The 17834-nt window shown below is 65.9% G+C and carries 17 protein-coding genes; 9 read left to right on the top strand and 8 right to left on the bottom strand.

What is annotated here, in order from left to right:
- Nucleotides 1-6: 6 nt before the first annotated feature.
- The 5 genes from pstB to E5673_RS16550 all read right to left on the bottom strand — a co-directional run bounded on the left by pstB (nucleotide 7) and on the right by E5673_RS16550 (nucleotide 6092).
- Nucleotides 7-786, bottom strand: a complete 780-nt coding sequence (gene pstB, locus E5673_RS16570) for a phosphate ABC transporter ATP-binding protein PstB (RefSeq protein ID WP_056051462.1) — start codon at nucleotides 784-786, stop codon at nucleotides 7-9.
- Nucleotides 786-2084, bottom strand: a complete 1299-nt coding sequence (gene pstA, locus E5673_RS16565; protein ID WP_136190851.1) for a phosphate ABC transporter permease PstA — start codon at nucleotides 2082-2084, stop codon at nucleotides 786-788. Before pstA ends, pstB begins: the two co-directional genes overlap by 1 nt.
- On the bottom strand, nucleotides 2077-3453 hold the full coding sequence (gene pstC / locus E5673_RS16560) for a phosphate ABC transporter permease subunit PstC (protein ID WP_056051458.1): 1377 nt from the start codon (nucleotides 3451-3453) through the stop codon (nucleotides 2077-2079). Before pstC ends, pstA begins: the two co-directional genes overlap by 8 nt.
- 307 nt (nucleotides 3454-3760) lie before the next feature.
- A complete protein-coding gene (locus E5673_RS16555; protein ID WP_056489026.1) occupies nucleotides 3761-4819 on the bottom strand; it encodes a substrate-binding domain-containing protein in 1059 nt (352 codons plus the stop codon).
- Between the two features lie 46 nt (nucleotides 4820-4865).
- The gene (locus E5673_RS16550; RefSeq protein ID WP_136190850.1) at nucleotides 4866-6092 is read right to left on the bottom strand and encodes an ATP-binding protein; all 1227 of its coding nucleotides are present in this window, start codon (nucleotides 6090-6092) and stop codon (nucleotides 4866-4868) included.
- A gap of 213 nt (nucleotides 6093-6305) precedes the next feature.
- On the opposite strand from E5673_RS16550, the gene E5673_RS16545 reads away from it, so the two are divergent.
- Genes E5673_RS16545 through E5673_RS16530 form a run of 4 tightly spaced genes read left to right on the top strand, consistent with a single transcriptional unit; the run spans nucleotide 6306 to nucleotide 8842 of the window.
- Nucleotides 6306-6731: a hypothetical protein gene (locus tag E5673_RS16545; protein ID WP_136190849.1), complete on the top strand. Its 426-nt coding sequence runs from the start codon at nucleotides 6306-6308 to the stop codon at nucleotides 6729-6731.
- 4 nt (nucleotides 6732-6735) lie between these two features.
- Nucleotides 6736-7011 (top strand): HPr-rel-A system PqqD family peptide chaperone, encoded by a 276-nt coding sequence (locus tag E5673_RS16540; RefSeq protein WP_235524304.1) that lies wholly within the window; start codon nucleotides 6736-6738, stop codon nucleotides 7009-7011.
- A complete protein-coding gene (locus E5673_RS16535) occupies nucleotides 7008-7868 on the top strand; it encodes an HprK-related kinase A (protein WP_136190848.1) in 861 nt (286 codons plus the stop codon). Before E5673_RS16540 ends, E5673_RS16535 begins: the two co-directional genes overlap by 4 nt.
- A complete protein-coding gene (locus E5673_RS16530) occupies nucleotides 7853-8842 on the top strand; it encodes a nucleotidyltransferase family protein (RefSeq protein WP_136190847.1) in 990 nt (329 codons plus the stop codon). The genes E5673_RS16535 and E5673_RS16530 overlap by 16 nt, the downstream gene beginning before the upstream one ends.
- On the opposite strand, the gene E5673_RS16525 is transcribed toward E5673_RS16530, so the two are convergent.
- Together E5673_RS16525 and E5673_RS16520 are read right to left on the bottom strand one after the other, a co-directional pair.
- Nucleotides 8839-9198 (bottom strand): hypothetical protein, encoded by a 360-nt coding sequence (locus E5673_RS16525; protein WP_136190846.1) that lies wholly within the window; start codon nucleotides 9196-9198, stop codon nucleotides 8839-8841. The two genes, E5673_RS16530 and E5673_RS16525, sit on opposite strands and share 4 nt — an antisense overlap.
- Nucleotides 9195-9878, bottom strand: coding sequence for an HAD-IA family hydrolase (locus tag E5673_RS16520; RefSeq protein ID WP_136190845.1), 684 nt, complete (start codon nucleotides 9876-9878; stop codon nucleotides 9195-9197). Before E5673_RS16520 ends, E5673_RS16525 begins: the two co-directional genes overlap by 4 nt.
- Nucleotides 9879-9940: 62 nt before the next feature.
- Between E5673_RS16520 and glmU the strand changes: the two genes are divergently transcribed.
- Complete coding sequence (glmU, locus tag E5673_RS16515) at nucleotides 9941-11335, top strand: bifunctional UDP-N-acetylglucosamine diphosphorylase/glucosamine-1-phosphate N-acetyltransferase GlmU (protein WP_136190844.1); 1395 nt, start codon at nucleotides 9941-9943, stop codon at nucleotides 11333-11335.
- 26 nt (nucleotides 11336-11361) lie between these two features.
- Entirely contained in the window at nucleotides 11362-13185 is a 1824-nt protein-coding gene (gene glmS / locus E5673_RS16510) for a glutamine--fructose-6-phosphate transaminase (isomerizing) (protein WP_136190843.1), read from the top strand.
- Between the two features lie 206 nt (nucleotides 13186-13391).
- Here glmS and E5673_RS16505 read toward each other — a convergent pair whose 3' ends face one another.
- Nucleotides 13392-14024 (bottom strand): hypothetical protein, encoded by a 633-nt coding sequence (locus tag E5673_RS16505; protein WP_136190842.1) that lies wholly within the window; start codon nucleotides 14022-14024, stop codon nucleotides 13392-13394.
- 97 nt (nucleotides 14025-14121) lie between these two features.
- Between E5673_RS16505 and E5673_RS16500 the strand changes: the two genes are divergently transcribed.
- From E5673_RS16500 to E5673_RS16490, 3 genes are all read left to right on the top strand, one after another.
- The gene (locus tag E5673_RS16500; protein WP_136190841.1) at nucleotides 14122-14631 is read left to right on the top strand and encodes a MerR family DNA-binding transcriptional regulator; all 510 of its coding nucleotides are present in this window, start codon (nucleotides 14122-14124) and stop codon (nucleotides 14629-14631) included.
- Between the two features lie 221 nt (nucleotides 14632-14852).
- Complete coding sequence (locus E5673_RS16495) at nucleotides 14853-15704, top strand: TnsA endonuclease N-terminal domain-containing protein (protein WP_136190840.1); 852 nt, start codon at nucleotides 14853-14855, stop codon at nucleotides 15702-15704.
- Nucleotides 15602-17830 carry a hypothetical protein gene (locus E5673_RS16490; protein ID WP_136190839.1) on the top strand — a complete coding sequence of 743 codons (2229 nt, stop codon included), beginning with the start codon at nucleotides 15602-15604 and terminating at the stop codon, nucleotides 17828-17830. The genes E5673_RS16495 and E5673_RS16490 overlap by 103 nt, the downstream gene beginning before the upstream one ends.
- Nucleotides 17831-17834 lie beyond the last annotated feature (4 nt).

Below are 17834 nucleotides of genomic sequence, written 5' to 3'. Positions count from 1 at the left end.
CCCGACTCAGCCGTAACGGCCGGTGATGTAATCCTTGGTCCGCTCTTCGCGGGGATTGGTGAAGATGTCCGAGGTGTTGCCGTATTCGACCAGCGTGCCGAGGTGGAAGAACGCGGTCTTCTGGCTGACGCGCGCCGCCTGCTGCATGTTGTGCGTGACGATCACCATGGCATAGCGGCCGCGCAATTCGTGGATCAGCTCCTCGATCTTGGCGGTCGCGATCGGATCGAGTGCCGAACACGGCTCGTCCATCAAAATGACCTCGGGATCGACCGCGATCGCCCGCGCGATGCACAGCCGCTGCTGCTGGCCGCCCGATAGCGCCGTACCGCTGTCGCTCAGCCGATCCTTGACCTCGTCCCACAGGCCCGCCCGCCGCAGCGACTTCTCGACGATCCGGTCGAGATCCGCCTTGGCGCCCGCGAGACCGTGGATGCGCGGGCCATAGGCGACGTTCTCGTAGATCGATTTCGGGAACGGGTTGGGCTTCTGGAACACCATGCCGACGCGGGCGCGGAGCTGCACCACGTCCATGTCGGGCGAATAGATGTCCTGGCCGTCGAGCTTGATCTCGCCGGTCACGCGCGCGCTCGCGACGGTGTCGTTCATGCGGTTGAGCGTGCGCAGGAAGGTCGACTTGCCGCAGCCCGACGGGCCGATGAACGCGACCACCTCGTCCTGGTCGACGTCGATCGAGACGTCGTTGATCGCGATCTTGCTGCCATAGGCGACAGAGACGTTGCGCGCCGTCATCTTGAGGACGGGAGGCTTGAAAGGTTTTGGCATCACCAGCGGGTCTCGAATCGGTTGCGGAGGTAGATCGCGACGCCGTTCATCGCGAGCAGGAACACGAGCAGGACGATGATCGCGGCGGAGGTCTTCTCGACGAAGCCGCGGCTGACCTGATCGGACCAGAGGAAGATCTGGACGGGCAGCACGGTCGCGGGATCGCTGAGCCCGGACGGAGGCGCGGCGATGAAGGCACGCATGCCGATCATCAACAACGGCGCGGTCTCGCCCAGCGCACGCGCCATGCCGATGATCGTGCCCGTGAGGATGCCGGGCAGCGCGAGCGGCAGGACGTGGTGGAACACGACCTGGACCGGCGACGCGCCGATGCCGAGCGCGGCGTCGCGGATCGACGGCGGCACCGCCTTGATCGCGTTGCGCCCGGCGATGACGATGACGGGCATGGTCATCAGCGCGAGCGTGAGGCCACCGACGATCGGTGCCGACCGCGGCATCCCGAACGTGCCTAGGAATACGGCCAACCCGAGCAGGCCGAAGATGATCGACGGCACCGCCGCGAGGTTGTTGATCGACACCTCGATCAGGTCGGTCCAGCGGTTCTTCGGCGCATATTCCTCGAGATACAGCGCGGACAGCACGCCGATCGGGAACGCCAGCAACAGCGTGACGATCATCGTCAGCAACGACCCCTTGAACGCCCCCCAGATCCCGACTCGGGTCGCATCGGTCGAGTCCGCCGAGGTGAGGAAGCCCGCGTTGAACCCGCGGGTCAGCGCCCCGCTCGCCTTCAGCCGCGCGACGACCGCTTCGGCGTCGCGCGTGCCGTTGCCCTTGGCGGCGACGTCGATCGGGCTGGAGACGGGAACCTCGAACACGGTCTTGCGCTGGAGTAGCGACGGGTCGGCCTTGATCGCATCGCGGACCACCGCCCAGGCGCCGTCGGAAAGCAGGTCGGTGCCGTCCTTGCCGAACGCCTTGGTCGCGGCGAGGTCGACCGTGCCTTCCAGCCCTGCACCGGCAAGCGCGAGATCGGCGCCGCGACCGACGAGGCGGGCGGGCTCGATCGGCAGCTTGGCGGCGGCGAGGTCGACCGGGAGCGACACGCGCGTCTCGACGAACCCGCTCGCGCCCTGCATCACCATCGTGATCAGCAAATAGGCGAGGAACGCCGCCGACAGCCATACCGCGGCGAGCCCGGCGAAGCGGAAGCGGCGCTCGGACGCGTAGCGGCGGCGGATGCGCGATTGCATCGCCTGCGTCGTCCAGTCGGTCGGCACGCGGCGCACCGGCTCGGCATTGGTCACAGGAATCTGGGGCACGAGCGTGTCACTCATAGGCTTCGCGGTACCGTTTGACGACGCGCAGCGCGACGATGTTGAGAAGGAGCGTGACCACGAACAGCGTCAGGCCCAGCGCGAACGCGGCAAGCGTCTTGGGGCTGTCGAACTCGGCCTCGCCGGTCAGCAGGTCGACGATCTGCTTGGTTACGGTGGTGGTGCTTGCGAACGGGTTGAGCGTCAGCGTCGCGACACCGGAGGCGGCCATGACGACGATCATCGTCTCGCCGATCGCGCGCGACACGGCGAGCAACACGCCGCCGACGACGCCGGGCAGGGCGGCCGGGAGTAGCACGCGGCGGATCGTCTCGGACGAGGTCGCGCCCATCGCGAGGCTCCCGTCACGCATCGACGAGGGGACCGCCGCGATCGAATCGTCGGCCATCGACGACACGAACGGGATGATCATGATCCCCATGACGAGGCCGGCGGCGAGCGCGCTCTCGGACGACGCCCAGCTGATCCCGACGGATACGGCGAGGTCACGCACCGCGGGCGCGACGGTCAGCGCGGCAAAATAGCCGTAGACGACGGTCGGCACGCCCGCGAGCACCTCGAGAATCGGCTTCATCCATTTGCGCGTGTTCGGCGCGGCATATTGCGTGAGGTAGATCGCGCTCATCAGCCCGAACGGGATCGCGACGATCATCGCGATCACCGCGCCGATGAAGAACGTCCCCCAGAACAGCGGCACCGCGCCGAGCGACGCGCCCGGATCGCGGCCGTCGATAACCTGCGGGCTCCAATGCGTGCCGAACAGGAAATCGGTGATCGGCACGACCGAGAAGAACCGCGCGGACTCGTACAGTAGCGAGGCGACGATCCCGACCGTGGTCAGGATCGCGATCAGCGATGCGCCAAGCAGCATCAGCATCACCACCCGCTCGACCTGCGTCCGCGCGCCGAACCCGGGCTTCACGCGCGTGAAGGCGAACGCACCGCCGGCAAAGGCGAGCAGCAGCGCGGCGGCGGTGGCGATCCAGTCGTAGCGCGATTGCGCCGCGGCGTAGGACGGGGCGAGCGTGCGGGCGAGTCCGTGGAACGCACCGAAGCTGCGGCCTTCCGCGAGGCTGCGCGCTTCGGACAGGATCGATGCGCGGTCGAAGCCGGGCGGGGGGAGCTGGATCGCGGCTGGCGTGGCGAGCACAGCATCGGTGACGAGCGCGGGCGCGGTCATCGACCAGACCACGAGGAAGACGAGCGGCGGGATCGCGGTCCACAGCGCGACGTACCAGCCGTGATGCGACGGCAGCGAACTGAACCGCACGGTGCTGCCGGCGCGGAAGCGCGTGGCGCGGACTCGGGCGGTGAGCCAGCCGATCAAGCCTAAGCCTAGGACGAGGAAGAGGAGGGCGATCGGGGACATTATACTTCTCGCCCGCAATGATTGGTTGCGCGCATGCGCACCAAGTCACTAGCCGCCACCCCGGCGAAGGCCGGGGCCCAGTTGGAAAGGTCGCAGTAACGGCGGGCTGTGCTCACCAATGCAACGGTGCCCCGTTGGGCCCCGGCCTTCGCCGGGGTGGTTGCCCTGTTAAGTGGGGCTATCGCGCCAAAACCCCCGTTCCCCCGCGGACGCGGGGGCCCAGCTAAGTTCCGATCGCGCGCTTGGCCCCTGGGCCCCCGCGTTCGCGAGGGAACTAGGAGGGGTGTGCGGTTGGACGAAACACCCATCACGACAAAACCGCCGGATCCAGCACAGTCTCATTCGCGATGATCGCCGCCGACCGCGCCTGGATCGCCGCCGGAGACGCAATCAACCCCCGCTTCACCAACGGCCCCGTCGCCCCCCAGTTCGCCGCATACAGCTTCAACAAGTTCCGCAGTCCCGGGATCGCCGTCAGGTGCGCCTTCTTCACGTAGATATAGAGCGGCCGGGACCCCGGATACGCGTTGTCCGCGATCGTCGCATAGGTCGGCGCCACGCCCGAGATCGACACCCCGTTCACGTCGTCCTTATTCTCTTCGAGATAACTGTAGCCGAACACGCCGATCGCATTGGGGTTCGACTGCAATTTCTGGACGATCAGATTGTCGTTCTCGCCCGCATCGACATACACGCCGTCCTCGCGCACCCGCGTACACAGCGCCTTGTGCGCCTCGGCATCCGACTTCGCGAGCGCCTTGGCTGAAGGATCGCTCGCCTCGCACCCCTTGGTCAGGATCAGCTCGGCCAGCGCATCGCGCGTGCCACTGGTGGCCGGGGGACCGTAAACCTGGATCGGCACCGCCGGCAGCGCGGGATTAACGTCGCGCCAGACGCGAGCCGTGTTCACCTTGCCGCCCGGATTGGCGGCGAGCGCCTTGTAGAGGTCGGTCGGCGTCAGCTGCATCTTCGGGCCGTTCTTCGCCTCGGCAAAGGCGATGCCGTCGATCCCGACCTGGATCTCGATCACGTCGCGCACGCCGTTCTTCGCGCACGTCGCATACTCGCTCGCCTTCATCCGGCGCGAGGCGTCCTCGATATCGGGATGCGCCGCGCCGACGCCGGCACAGAACAGCTTCATGCCAGCCCCGGTCCCGGTCGATTCGATCACCGGCGCCTTTGCGTCTGGATCGTTCGCGACGAGCTGCTCGGCGATCATCGTCGTGAACGGATAGACGGTGGAGGACCCGACAGCGGTGATCTGGTCGCGTGAGCCCGCGCCGCCGCCGTTCGCCTGATCGACGCACGCGGCAAGAGCCCCAACCACCCCAAGAAGAACGAACCGCTGCACCAGAATTCCCGTCATGCACCGGCCTTAGCGGTACTTAAGACGATCCTGTGTGACAGTTGGGTTACCCTTTTATGACAGCGCCTTTGGTCGCGCCGCCGCTCGGGGGCAGGATGACGGAAACCACCGTCCCGACGCCGACCTGACTCGCGATATCGAGACGCCCACGGTGTCGCTCGACGATATGCTTGACGATCGCCAGCCCGAGACCCGTACCGCCCAGCGACCGGCTGCGCCCCGCGTCCGCGCGATAGAAGCGCTCGGTCAACCGCGGGATGTGCACCGCCGCGATGCCGTCGCCCTCGTCGCGGATCGACAGGCGGATCATCCCGGCATCGTCGCGCTTCAGTTCGATCGTCACCGGCGTCCCCGCACGCCCGTACTTCATCGCATTGCCTATGAGGTTGTGGAGCATCTGCGACAGCTGCACCCGATCCCCCGACACCGAGGAGAGGTTCGGATCGATCGTCGCGACCAGATCGTGCCCGCGATCGCCCGCGGCATCGGCCAGTTCCTCGCGCGTGTCCTCGACCAGCTGCGCGAAATCGACCGCTTGGTCCGGGAGGCGGAATTTTTCCGCCTCGATGCGCGACAGCGAGATCAGATCCTCGACCAGCCGCTGCATCCGTCGCGCCTCGTCGTCCATCACCTTCAGGAACCGCGCGCGCACCTCGGCATCCTCGCCCGCCTCGTCGCGCAAGGTCTCGATAAACCCGAGAATCGAAGCCAACGGCGTGCGCAATTCATGACTCGCATTGGCGACGAAATCGATCCGCATCCGCTCGGCGGCATAGTTGCCGGTCTGGTCGACAAGGTGGACGATTCGCTGGCCTTCCGACGTCTCGCTGAGTAGCATTTCCCAGCGCTGATCCCGCGTGCCGAGCCCGACCAGCTCGATCGGTCGCTCGCCGTCGATCGGCCCCGGCGTCCCGAGGCGCTCTGCCGCCGCAGGATGGCGAATCGCAACGCGCGCGTCCTCGCCAAGGATATGCGCGCCGAGCAACGTCCGCGCGGCACGATTGGCGACCACTACGCGGCCGTCCTCGACCAGCATCACCGGCGCGACGATCGCATCGAGAACGTCGTCGAGCACCGACGGCGACACGCTCGTCGCGTCATCCATGGCAGGCGTCTCGTCCCCGGTGCCGGCCGCCACCAGCGCGGCTGCGATTCCCCCGACAAGCGCGACGATCGCGCCCTGCACGTCGCGGGTGAGCGCGAACACCGCCACGGCAGCGATGACGACCACGACGATCGCCCAAAACGTACGCAGGCCAAATCCGGAAAGCATTGCGGTCTCCTGGGACGGAATCGACGTCCACGCACCGCGCCATACAGCGGCACGGTGCAAACCGGTATCGTCTGTTGGCGCCATCGACTTGCTGACCGCGGAATCGAATCGCGTGCGAAGTCGTCCTACTCCGGCACGCTCTCCCCAGCGTCGATACGGCGATGTTGTCAGCGCTTCAGGATTATGAAAGGGCTGTGGTCTAGCAGGGGCATCATGGACGACATCGAACTCAACCAAGACCCAGTCGCAGCCGCGGAGACCGACACCGGCGTTCCATCGCGTCGCCGCGTGCTGGCGCTCGGCGCCGCGACCGCAGGCATGGTGGTGTCGATTCGCCCGGCGCTCGCGCAGACCGCCGGCTCGGTGCTGAATTGCGAGATTCCGGTGCCCGATCCGGGCCGCGCCGGCAGCTATATTGATGCGAACGGCGGCGTCGTGCCGGCGCGCACCAAGGGCGCCTTCCCGCCGTCGACGCGCGCGTTCAAGGGCGAAGAGGTCAAGCGCGCGATGGCCAGCGGCAGCACGCTGCCCGGCACCGATTCGGACCGCAGCCGCGCGTACGTCAAATATATCCGCCGGTTGCAGCGCGGCCAAGGCGGCTTCACCTGCTTTGCATCGTTGCAGATGCCGCGCGGCTGAGGCCGTGTCGGGGACGATCTTTCGGGGACCGCCCGACGGAGGCCTGCTGATCGCGCCGCTCGATGAATTCACCGCGGTCTATCATCGCGCGTCGGGGATCACGCACTTACTGACCGAACCCGCGCCGCAGATTCTGGCGGTGTTAGGCGAGGGAGCATCGTCGTTGGACGTCCTCCTAGAGCGGCTTGGACGTGACTATGATCTCGATGACGGTACGCGTGAGGCTTTGGCGGCACGGCTCGAAGAACTGGTCGAAGCCGGACTGATCGAGCGGGCATGAGGCACGATTTTTCCGTCCGTATCGGGCCGGTTGGTTTCCGCATCGGCTCCGACTGGCGCGCGCCGATCGCCGAACTTCGAAGCCTGTACCGCGGTTACCCGAAGCCGCACGACGGCATCCCCGACTTCACCGTGCGCCTGTTTGCGCGGCGTCCGTGGCGACGGTTCATCCGCCCGTCCGTCGAGATCGGTGGCGACTACATGCTCCCCGAAGCTGCACCCTTGCCGCTTCGCCAGGGATTGCTCGCAGCCGAGATGGCGATGAATCTTCAGATGGCGCTGGGCGCCCGCCGCTATCTGCTGCTCCACGCGTCCGCAGTCGAGCGCGATGGTCGCGCCCTGTTGATGACCGGCATCTCGGGCGCTGGGAAGTCGACGCTCGCGACCTTGCTCGCGGCGAAGGGCTGGCGGTTCATGGGGGACGAGTTCGCGTTGCTCGATCCCGCGACCGGGCTGGTCCACGCGTTCCCACGATTGATCAGTCTTAAGAACGAAGCGATCGCTGCGGCCGAGTTGGCGTGGCCTGATGCGCGGATGGGGCCGTTGATGCCGGCGACGCCGAAAGGCGACATCCGCCACATGGTCCCCGACGCGCGCGCGATCGCGGCGATGGATGTGCCCGTAACGCCCGCGCTATTGGTGTTTCCGCGCTATGGTTTCGAGGCGGAGACGCGATCGGTGCCGCCGGCCGAGGCGTTCGTGCGGATGACGCAGGCCTCGACCAATTACATCGCGCTGGGCGAGGCCGGCTTTCGGTCGCTGACGGGCTTGATCGCCGACGTTCCTTCGGTCGCGATCGATTATCCGGACGGGGCAAGCGCGATCGAGCAGGTCGAGGCGCTATGGTCCGCGCTGTGAGCGACGCCCGCATCCTCGCTCGCGCGCTCGCCGATCCGGGCAGCGTCGCCGAGTTCGATGCGGACGGCTGGACCGCACTGCTGACGATGGCGCGGGCGGAGCAGTTGATCGGTACGCTGGCGATGCGTCTCGACGGCCTGCAGATGCCTGATGGCGTGAAGGCCATCCTGGCCGACGCCCGCGCCGCCGCCGAGCACGGCCGCCGCGCCGCGCTATGGGAGGCTGAGATGGCCCGGCGGGCGCTATCTGCGGTCGATTGCCCAGTCATCCTGCTGAAGGGCACCGCGTTCGTCGCGGCGGGTTTGTCGGCGGGGCAGGGGCGATCGATCGGCGATCTCGATATTCTTGTGCCGCGTGCATCGCTCGATGCGGTCGAGGCGGCGCTGCTCGCGGCTGGATGGGAATGGGTGAAGCCCGACCCGTATGACGACGTCTATTATCGCCGCTGGATGCACGAGCTCCCGCCGCTGATCCACCGCGACCGCGACCGGATGATCGACGTCCACCACACCATATTGCCGCTGACCGCACGGATCACGCCCGATGCGGCGGCGCTGATCGACGGAAGCATGGCGCTGGAGAACGGCCTGCGAACGCTTTCCCACAACGGCATGCTGGTTCACGCCGCGGCGCATCTGTTCGCCGATGGCGATCTCGCCGGTGGCTTGCGCAACCTGTGGGATATTCGCTGTCTCGTCGACGAGTTCGGCACCGACGGGCAGGACGCGGAGGCGCAGAGGCACGGCCTGTCCCGCGAAGTGGCCCGATCGTTGCGCCTCGTCGATGCGCTCTTCGCCGAAGGAACCGCGCGCGGGGCCGATCGTCTCTACATTCGCCGCATCACCGCGCGAGACGGTTGGGGCAGGCCAACCCGACCGATCACCCGGCTAGCCTTCTACGTCCGCTCGCACTGGTTACGCATGCCGCCAGCGATGCTTGCCCGCCACCTCTGGACCAAGTGGCGCAAGGGTTAGTTGAGCCGAGCGCCGCGCCTGCGCCGGACGGCCCAGACGATCAGCAACACCGCGGTGATCGCCAGCGTATCGGCGATCCAGTCGTGAATATCGCAATCGCGGTGGAGCGACGGGATCGCCTGCAGGACCTCGATCATCGCGCCGAGGAACGACAGCCGCTCGCCGATCCGGAACAGCCGCGCGGTCGGAAACGACAGCGCAGCCAGCAGCGCCATCGTCGCGAAGGCGAGCATATGCCCGAACTTGTCGCCGAACTGGTCGATCGGCATGTGCGGCGGCTTCGGCAGCAGCGCCATCGTCACCGCGAACACGATCGCCACGACCAGGGCGATACGCGTGAGCGTTGTCCGGTTCATGCGCCAAGCCTTTCGAGCGTCGGGATGAGTTCGTCGAAACCGTCGATCACCGCGTCGGCGCCAAGCTCTGCTACGGGCTGCATCAGAAAACCGAAGCTGCACGCGATCGTCGGCAGGCCTGCTGCTTGCCCGGCCTGGATGTCGAAGATCGAATCGCCGACGAACGCAGCGCGGTCTCCGCCGCCCCCGCTTTCACGACAAAGCTTCACCATCTCGTGGATCGGCATCGGAGAGGGCTTCGACTCCGCCATCGTATCGCCGCCCAGGATGCAGGCAAATCGATCGGCCAGCCCAAGTTCGCCCAGCACGGTCCGCGCGAACCGTTCGACCTTGTTGGTGACGATCCCCAGCGTCACGCCCTTCGCAGCCAAGGCGTCCAGCGCATCGATCGCCCCCGGATAAGGCTTTGTCAGCACACAGATATTCGCCTCGTAATAGGCGAGCAGCGCGGCGTGCAGCGTATCGAGCATCGGCTCGTCATAACCGCCGGTCGCGGTCAGGCCCTGCTTGAGCATGTGCCGGGCGCCGCCGCCGATCATCGGCTTGACCTGCGCGACGGTAAGCGGTGGGCGATCGACCGAAGCAAGCGCGTGGTTGACCGCGGCGGCTAGGTCGCCGCTCGTGTCCAGCAACGTGCCGTCGAGGTCGAACCCGACGATATCGAATAAAAAATGCGTCATTGGGTGCGGGCCTGCCAGCGAGACTATGGAATTGGCAAGGCTTTCGTGGCAGCGATCCTTCCATGACGACGCATTCCATCGACCAACCGATTCCAGCCCACCCCATCGCAGTCGTGATCCTCGCTGCCGGCAAGGGTACGCGGATGAAATCTGATCTTCACAAGGTGCTTCACCCGATCGCCGGCCGACCGATGCTGCTGCATCTCGTCGCAAGCGCGGCGGCGTTGCAGCCGGCGAAGACCGTCGTCGTGACGGGGGCGGGGCGTGAACAGGTCGAGGCGGCGGTGGCGCCGCTTGGGATCGCCACTGCGCTCCAGGCGGAGCAACTCGGCACCGGCCACGCGGTCGCGCAGGCCCGCGACGCGCTGGCCGGGTTCGAGGGCGACGTCCTGATCCTCTACGGCGACGTTCCGCTCGTCACCGCCACGACGATGCAGCGGATGATCGACCGGTTGCACGCCGACGACACGCCCGCCGTCGTCGTGCTCGGCTTTCGCCCTGAAAATCCCGGGGCCTATGGTCGCGTGATCGCTAATGCCGCGGGCCGGATGGACCGGATCGTCGAGTATAAGGACGCGTCGGAGGCGGAACGCGCCGTGACGCTGTGCAATTCCGGGCTGATGGCGGTACGATCGACCGATCTGTTCGCGTTGCTCAACCGGCTCGGCAACGACAATGCGGCGGGCGAATATTACTTTACCGACATCGTCGAGCTTGCCGCAGCCGCCGGCCGATCGTCCGCGGTCATCGAAACCGGCGCGGACGAAGTCGCCGGCGTCAACAGTCGCGGTGAACTCGCCAGCGTTGAAGGGGCATGGCAGGCAACGCGACGCGCGCAGGTGATGGCCGACGGCGTCACGTTGATCGCGCCCGACACGGTCTGGTTCTCGCACGACACGGTCCTCGGCCGCGACGTCGTGATCGAGCCCAACGTCGTGTTCGGCCCCGGCGCGCGCATCGCTGATGGCGCGACGATCCACGCGTTCAGCCACGTCGAGGGCGCCTCGGTCGGCAAGGGAGCGAACGTCGGTCCGTTCGCCCGCCTCCGTCCCGGCGCGGATCTGCATGCGGATGCCAAGGTCGGCAATTTCGTCGAGATAAAAAAGGCGATCATCGGCGAAGGGGCGAAAGTCAGCCACCTCACCTATATCGGCGACGCGGACATCGGCGCGGGCGCGAATATTGGCGCGGGGACGATCACCTGCAACTACGACGGTTACTTCAAATACCGCACCGTGATCGGCGAGGGCGCGTTCATCGGTTCGAACTCCGCACTGGTCGCGCCTGTCACGATCGGCGCAGGTGCCATCGTCGCCGCGGGATCGGTCGTGACTCAGGACGTCGAGGCCGATGCGCTGGCACTGGTCCGCCCGCCGCAAATCGCGAGGCCCGGCTGGGCCAGGCGCTTTCGCGACGGCATGATCGCGCGTAAGGCCGCCCAAGCAAGCGGCAAGTAAGACCCGTTCCACGGAGTATGATGTAAATGTGTGGTATCGTTGGAATCCTGAGCGGCGAAGATGTTGCCGGTCGTCTCCTGGATGGCCTGAAGCGGCTCGAATATCGCGGCTATGATTCGGCCGGCATCGCGACCGACAATGACGGCGCGATCGAGCGGCGGCGGGCGTCGGGCAAGCTGGTCAATCTGGCGAACGAACTCGCCGCGCATCCGCTGCCCGGCAAGACCGGTATCGCGCATACGCGTTGGGCGACGCATGGCGGCCCGACCACCAACAACGCGCATCCCCATGCCACCGGCGAAGTCGCGGTGGTCCACAACGGCATCATCGAGAACTTCAAGCCGCTTCGCGACGAACTGATCGCGCGCGGCCGCACGTTCACCAGCGAGACCGACACCGAAGTCGTCGCGCACCTGATCAGCGAGAAGGTCGAGGCAGGCATGGACCCGGTTTCGGCCGTCCGCGAGATCCTGCCGCGCCTGCACGGAGCGTTCGCGCTCGCGATCCTGTTCCGCCAGCATCCCGATTTGCTGATCGGCGCGCGGCTCGGTTCGCCGTTGGTGGTTGGTCACGGTGAGGGCGAGATGTATCTCGGCTCGGACGCGCTGGCGCTCGCTCCGCTGACGCAGCGGATCGCGTATCTCGACGAGGGCGACTGGGTCGTGCTGACCCGCGACGGCGCACAGGTCTATGACCGCGACAACGCGCCCGTCGAGCGCGCGATCACGCTGTCCGGAATCACCGGCGAGGTGATCTCGAAGGGCAACCACAAGCATTACATGCTCAAGGAGATCTACGAGCAGCCGATCGTCGTCGCGCAGACGCTCCGCTCGTATCTGAAGCGGATGGAAGGCGAGGTCTCGCTGCCAATCCCCGAGTTCGACCTGTCCACGATCAAGCGCGTGACGATCGTCGCGTGCGGCACGAGCTTCTACGCCGGCATGGTCGCCAAATACTGGTTCGAGCAGTTCGCGCGCGTGCCCGTCGATCTCGATGTCGCCTCCGAATTCCGCTACCGCGCGCCGGTGATGGAAGACGGCGGCCTCGCGCTCTTCATCTCGCAGTCGGGCGAGACCGCGGACACGCTCGCCGCGCTGCGTCATGCGAAGGCCGAGGGTCAGAAGATCGCGGTCGTCGTCAACGTGCCGACCAGCTCGATGGCGCGCGAGGCGGATCTGTTGCTCCCGACGCATGCTGGTCCCGAGATCGGCGTCGCCTCGACGAAGGCGTTCACCTGCCAGCTCGCCGTGCTCGCTGCACTTGCTGCAAACCTGGCACGCGCGAAGGGGTTGCTGACGAGGGACCAGGAGCGCGAGATCGTCCGCCACCTCGCCGAGGCACCCGCCGCGCTCAACGGCGCGCTGGCGTATGACGAGGCGATCGAGGCGATGGCGCACAACATCGCCGGCGCGCGCGACGTGCTGTATCTCGGCCGCGGGACCGATTACCCGCTGGCACTAGAAGGCGCGTTGAAGCTGAAGGAAATCAGCTACATCCACGCCGAGGGCTATGCCGCGGGCGAGATGAAGCACGGCCCTATCGCACTGATCGACGAGCATGTGCCAGTCATCGTCATCGCGCCGTCGGGGCCGCTGTTCGACAAGACCGTCAGCAACATGCAGGAAGTCATGGCACGCGGCGGGAAGGTCGTGCTGATCTCGGATTCCGACGGCATCCAGGCGGCCGGCGAAGGCTGCATGGCGACGATCACCATGCCCAATGTCCACCCGCTGATCGCGCCTTTGGTGTACGCTGTGCCGGTGCAGCTGCTCGCGTATCATGTCGCAGTGCTCAAGGGCACGGACGTCGACCAGCCGCGAAACCTGGCGAAGAGCGTGACCGTCGAATAGCTTTCGCGAAAGGGAGCTCTTCCTTTGTGGGCGAACAATGAAGTCCTCCCGGTGACAATGAAAATTTCCAGTAGCGGGACAACCGGACAATAGAAATTTCCGGACGTCCGTGTCTCAGCGAGATGGCGCGCTGATCGGTTGCTTGATCGTCTTCTAGCGCAACAAGCCGCCGCTGAGGCGTTCTCGTCGGTCGGCCGCAAGGGCGGTCAAGCGGCAAGGCGGAGCTTCTCCGCAATGTGTGTGCGCACGACCAGGCTGGTCGGTTCAGCGCCCCAGCGGGCGTCGACGGTGCCGACATCGACACCTGTCTTCTCTGTCGCGGCCTTCAGGCAGGCGTTGCCGAATGCAACGGCCTGAGCACGGGGCAGGGCGAAGGTCACCGCATGGCGGACGACGGTCGCGGGCATAGTCACGACGACTTGGCCGTCGACCGGACGGACCGTGTAGCCGCGCCCGTTGTCCCAGCTGCGGCCGTTATGGGCCTCGACGATCCCGTTGGCGAAGTCCCAAGAGATCGAGCGGTCGCCGAACAGCCCGTTGGCGCCGTCGACGTGGAGTTCGAGGCCATCGTCGTCGTAGTGGCTGACGTGGATCTTGGTGGTGATGGCCTTGCCTTCGCCGAGTGTGGCGTCAAGCGCGGAGGTGCCTTTGTCACCGCCTAAGTGCTGGCGCACGTAGTCGCGCGGGTCGATGCGGCCGATGTCAATGCCGTAGTCGAGCAGGCCGTTGGCGAGGTCGCGAGCGGTGGCGTTGGCCTGGCGCCCGTTACTGCCCTGGATCTGGATGATCTCGTATGCCGCCTTGCCGATCCAGGATGCCTCGGTGATCGCCTTGCCCATGTTAGTCTCCGTCGCGACGGCGACCTTTTCCTCAAGGCCACCTTCATTCAACTGACACGGCTTTGATCTGCTGCACCTTCTTCACTATGTAAGTCGCGTGAACATCGGTCAGGCAGCCAAGGCAAGTGGCCTCTCGGAACGGATGATCCGTTATTTCGAGAAGCAGGGCCTCATTCCCGCGCCAGAGCGGCGCGACAGCGGCTATCGCTCGTACGGCAATGCCGATGTTCGTCGTATGCGCACGATCGCGTTGGCCCAGGATGTCGGATTTCCGACGCCGGTGATCGCGCAGCTCGTGTGCATGATGGACAAAGCGCAGCGGGAGAATCCCGAAGCAGAGGCTGAGGCGATGGCGGAACTCGATCGCAAGACCGAGGCGCTGCAGGAATTGCGTGGACGGATACGGACCATGGTCGGCCGGGCAAGGTCAAGGCTCGACAGCGACGAGCCAGACATGGACCGGGAAGCGCCATCGGCGGATCTCGGCGTCGTGCGACCAGGAGGGCCCACTATTGTGACCGTCGGACCGAAGCGGGATGCCCGGCACTCGAGTGCGAAGGCCGTTGGGCAGCTGGTGCGTGAGCAGGACTTGACCCCCGCCGATTAGACCCAACATTAAACCTTGACACAATGTCAAGGTTTATGCAATGCGATCCGGATGTTCTTCGAAGCGAGATCGATGTGCGAGCCACCAAGGTGGCCTCGCTTGGCGGCGGCGATCCGCCGCTAAGCGCTCGTGCGGTGCGGTTGCGAACCGGACCTTAACGCCGTTTGGCGATGATGGTCTCCGAATCGCGCACCGGTCGCTACTGAATCGAAAGCACTGACATGCAGAAGAGGAACCGCACGCAGACGCGTGCCGTGATGGAGAACCGCGCCCGGCAGGGCCGTGGCCGTGGCGAAGGTGTCGACTACACTCCCTGGCTGTTCGTCCATGATGTCGCATCGCACGGCCGCTCAAGCCGAATTGCAAGTGGAGGCAGGGTCATCCACACGCTTTCAGACTGGGAGACGGCGGCGTACCGCGACTTCCAGTGGGATCCCGCGGTCCAGGACATCCAGGAACAATATCCGCTTCCCATCGAGGACACGTTGCGGATCGCCGCGGAGATGCGGATCAGCCATCCTGCCGACGGCAGGCCGCGCGAGCCGATCGTCGTGACCACCGATCTGGTCGTTACCAGGCGTGAGGACGGCAAGGCCGTCAGGCTTGCGCGTGCCATCAAGGAGAAGTCGGCGATCGACTTGGGCGCCGCGCGCAATCGCCGGGAGCGGGTGAAGATCGGTCGCACGCTGCAGAAGCTGGAGCTGGAGCGTCGCTACTGGGCCGAGCAGGGCGTCGACTGGTTCCTCCTGACCGACCAGCATCTGTCGAAGGTGCGCAAGGTGAACATCGAGTTCATGCTCGGCGTGCGGCCCGACCCCGATCGATCGATGGGCCACTGGCGCACGTTGTGTGGGATCGTGCACGAGGCGATCGCCGGCGGCGGCGGCCGCACGCTCGACGTCATCGCCCGCAAGCTGGATTCCGACGGCACGCTCGCCCGCCGCGACTTCACCACCTGCGTGCGGCTGCTGTGCGCCCGTCGCGCGTTGGCGTTCGACATGGATCGCAAGTTCGAGCTGTCACGACCGGCCTCGGATTTCGTAGTTGCCGCTGCGCGTTCGGAGGCAGCGTAATGTTGGTTGGTCGCGACGTGATCCGATACAGTAGTGAGGAGCCCCGCCATTTTCGGGTGGTCTGGACCGAGGGCGATGACGTCGTGCTGTTCGACCTGGACGCGCCCGACACTCGGCTCGTCCGCAGGCCGCGCGCCGAGGTGGTGGATGAGATCAGGGCGGGTGCCGAGCTGCTTCTCGACCATGCCTTCGACCGCCACCCGAATCCCGCCAAGCTGACGGATGCTCAGATCAAGCGCCGCCGCAAGCTGTTCGGCTTGCTGCAGCCGTTACTGGAACGGGTGCCCGACATCTTCGACAACCGGGTCCGCGGCCGTGCCGTCGCGGATCTGGAACGTGAAGGCGTGGCGTCGGCTAAGACGGTGCACAGCGCCTTCGACCGTTATTGGCGGTTCGGTATGAGCGAGAACGCGCTGACGCCCTCCTTTTCCAGGTGCGGTCGCGGCGACCGAACGCCCGGCGACACGAAGCTCGGGCGGCGTCCCGCCGAGGGCAAGCCCCTGGGCGTGAACGTGACCAAACAGATGGAGAAGATTTTCCAGAAGGGCCTCGACCGTTTCTACGTCGGCAACCGGAAGAACAGCCTGAAGGGCGCATACGAACTAACCATGACCGACTTCTTCGTCGATGAGGTGGTCGATCCGGCCACGGGCAAGAAGCAGTGGTTCCCCAAGATCGAGTTCGCCCAGTCGGGCTATCCGTCGTTTCGCCAGTTCCGCTACTGGTATGACAAGCATCCCGACATCCTGGGCATCCGGCGGAAGCGCGCGGGCGGATCGAAATACGATAAGGACATGCGCGGGATAGTCGGCACCGCCGTTGCGGGCCTGATGGGCGTCGGCAGCAGGTTCGAGATCGACTCGACGCCGCTCGACATCGGCTGTGTGTCGGAGATCAACCGAACGGTGCCGGTCAGCCGGCCGACTTTCTACCAAGTCACCGACGTCCTATCGAAGATGATCTGCGGGATCTACGTCGGCTTCGAGAACGCCTCGTGGCTGGCAGCCGGACTGGCGGTTCGCAACGTCGTTGAGGACAAGGTCGACTTCTGTGTCCGCTACGGCGTTGATATCGAGGCGGATCAGTGGCCGGTGCAGGGCCTGAACCCCGCGCGGTACATGGCTGACCGTGGCGAATTCGAGGGCTTCGACGCCACCGAGTTCGTGTCGAAGTCGACCGTCACCGTCGAGGTCGCGGCCCCCTACCGCGGTGACCAGAAGGGTTCGACCGAGAAGAAGTTCGACCAGTTCCACCGGCTCCTTCGCACGAAGCTCGACGGCATGATCGAGAAGCAGGTGCGGGAGCGGGGTGACGCCGACTACCGTCGCGACGCCATCCTCAACCTCAATGAGGTGACGGCCTGCGTGATCGAGGTCGCGATCTTCCTCAATAACCACAACAAGCTGGTGGACTATCCGCGCACGCGCGAGATGATCGCCGAGAGCGTTCCTGCCATCCCGGTCATGCTGTGGGACTGGTGCATTGACCGGGGCATGGACGAACTGACCCGCGCGTCGGTGTCGATGGTGGAGTTCGCGCTGCTGCCCGTCGCGAACGCAACCGTTACGCCGATGGGCTACCGGTATCGCAACCTCTACTACAAGCCGGCCGGCCGCGAGCAGTGGAAGGTCTTCGACCGGGCGCGCCAGGATGGCGTGAAGGCGGCCCGCGTGTCCTACCATCCTCTGCGCACCACCAACATCTACCTGCACGAGCCCGGTGACGACGGAGCCGACTTCGTCGTGCTCGAACTGACCGACAGGTCCGTCGCCTATGCCGACGTGTCGTTCGACGATGCCACGGCGCTCAAGAAGGCGGATGACGTCGACACCGCGAATCGGCAGCAGGACCGGTTCGTTGGGCTGGCACGACTGTCGAGCAACCTTGGCGGAACCAATGCCTCCGCGACGAGCGAGCGCAAGAGCCCTCTGACGGCGAGCCAGGCTCAGGGCCACAAGTCCAACAAGGTGATCGAGCGCGATCGCGAGCGGAGCCGCCGTGGCACTGGCCTCCCGACGACCTCTGTGGCCGCGAACGACGTCGAGCCCTTGGGCAAGGCGTTGGACGGCGGCGCGGCGCCCTCCTCCAATGACCGCGACAACCGCATGAACGACTATCTGCCGTGAGGAT

Origin of the sequence: Sphingomonas sp. PAMC26645, from assembly GCF_004795835.1 — a bacterium.
Lineage (GTDB): Bacteria > Pseudomonadota > Alphaproteobacteria > Sphingomonadales > Sphingomonadaceae > Sphingomonas.
Note: the sequence above shows the minus strand (reverse complement) of the source record. Positions and strands in the feature narration are given on the sequence as shown.

Bases quoted from the DNA above. Each gene is read 5' to 3' on its own strand.
- pstB (WP_056051462.1), bottom strand. From the start codon at position 786: ATGCCAAAACCTTTCAAGCCTCCCGTCCTCAAGATGACGGCGCGCAAC.
- pstA (WP_136190851.1), bottom strand. From the start codon at position 2,084: ATGAGTGACACGCTCGTGCCCCAGATTCCTGTGACCAATGCCGAGCCG.
- pstC (WP_056051458.1), bottom strand. From the start codon at position 3,453: ATGTCCCCGATCGCCCTCCTCTTCCTCGTCCTAGGCTTAGGCTTGATC.
- E5673_RS16555 (WP_056489026.1), bottom strand. From the start codon at position 4,819: ATGACGGGAATTCTGGTGCAGCGGTTCGTTCTTCTTGGGGTGGTTGGG.
- E5673_RS16550 (WP_136190850.1), bottom strand. From the start codon at position 6,092: ATGCTTTCCGGATTTGGCCTGCGTACGTTTTGGGCGATCGTCGTGGTC.
- E5673_RS16545 (WP_136190849.1), top strand. From the start codon at position 6,306: ATGGACGACATCGAACTCAACCAAGACCCAGTCGCAGCCGCGGAGACC.
- E5673_RS16535 (WP_136190848.1), top strand. From the start codon at position 7,008: ATGAGGCACGATTTTTCCGTCCGTATCGGGCCGGTTGGTTTCCGCATC.
- E5673_RS16530 (WP_136190847.1), top strand. From the start codon at position 7,853: ATGGTCCGCGCTGTGAGCGACGCCCGCATCCTCGCTCGCGCGCTCGCC.
- E5673_RS16525 (WP_136190846.1), bottom strand. From the start codon at position 9,198: ATGAACCGGACAACGCTCACGCGTATCGCCCTGGTCGTGGCGATCGTG.
- E5673_RS16520 (WP_136190845.1), bottom strand. From the start codon at position 9,878: ATGACGCATTTTTTATTCGATATCGTCGGGTTCGACCTCGACGGCACG.
- glmU (WP_136190844.1), top strand. From the start codon at position 9,941: ATGACGACGCATTCCATCGACCAACCGATTCCAGCCCACCCCATCGCA.
- glmS (WP_136190843.1), top strand. From the start codon at position 11,362: ATGTGTGGTATCGTTGGAATCCTGAGCGGCGAAGATGTTGCCGGTCGT.
- E5673_RS16505 (WP_136190842.1), bottom strand. From the start codon at position 14,024: ATGGGCAAGGCGATCACCGAGGCATCCTGGATCGGCAAGGCGGCATAC.
- E5673_RS16495 (WP_136190840.1), top strand. From the start codon at position 14,853: ATGCAGAAGAGGAACCGCACGCAGACGCGTGCCGTGATGGAGAACCGC.